General features: G+C 67.2%; 1 protein-coding gene and 1 pseudogene. One reads left to right on the top strand and one right to left on the bottom strand.

The features are described from left to right. Positions 1 to 352 (bottom strand): helix-turn-helix domain-containing protein (locus QN345_RS19635; protein ID WP_323509188.1); only part of this gene is annotated, 352 nt, incomplete at its 3' end. Between the two features lie 119 nt (positions 353 to 471). Here QN345_RS19635 and QN345_RS19630 point away from each other — a divergent pair. After that, a pseudogene (locus QN345_RS19630) lies at positions 472 to 695 on the top strand (NADP-dependent oxidoreductase); the annotation flags it as partial.

Below are 695 nucleotides of genomic sequence, written 5' to 3'. Positions count from 1 at the left end.
CGGCGAGTCCCGCTGCACAGTTGACGAGCAGGCAGCCCCGGCGCGGTGAATCGTCGGGCAGGGAGGCGACGGCCAGGCTCAGGTCGCCGTAGTACGCGAGCAGGGCGGCACGGCCGGCCGATTCGGCGAGCAGCGGGCGCAGGCGCGGGCGGATGACCGTCTCGAGGTAGTCCGCGACCGCGGCGTCGAAGAGCCCGCGTTTGCTTCCGAACGCGTGGTACAGGCTCGACCTGTTGAGCCCGGTGACCCGCTCGAGGTCGGCGAGGGACGCCGCCTCGAAGCCGCGGTCCCAGAACAGGTCGCGTGCCGCGGTCACGACGACGGGAGCGTCAAAGCTCGGCGTGCGGCCCATCTCGGTCTCCAGTCAGTGGTCGGGTTTTTGTGTACCGTTCGATTCAGCATATAGTAAACCAGTCGGTACAAAAACGTTCCGAGCCCCACGTTCGGCACAGAGAAGTTCAGGAGTCACCCATGACAGCGAATACCAGCACCCAGATCCAGCTCGCCGCACGCCCCGTCGGATGGCCGACGGCGGCCGACTTCCGCACGGTCCACGTCGACCTGCCGGAGCTCGCGCCCGGCGAGATCCGCGTCGCCAACGAGTTCGTGTCCGTCGACCCCTATATGCGCGGCCGGATGAACGATGTGAAGAGCTATTCGCCGCCCTACGCACTCGACGAGACCATGACCGGTGG

Origin of the sequence: Cryobacterium sp. 10I1, from assembly GCF_035019805.1 — a bacterium.
Classification (GTDB): domain Bacteria; phylum Actinomycetota; class Actinomycetes; order Actinomycetales; family Microbacteriaceae; genus Cryobacterium; species Cryobacterium glucosi.
The sequence above is the reverse complement of the archived record's forward strand: the minus strand, read 5'-3'. Positions and strand labels throughout refer to the sequence as shown.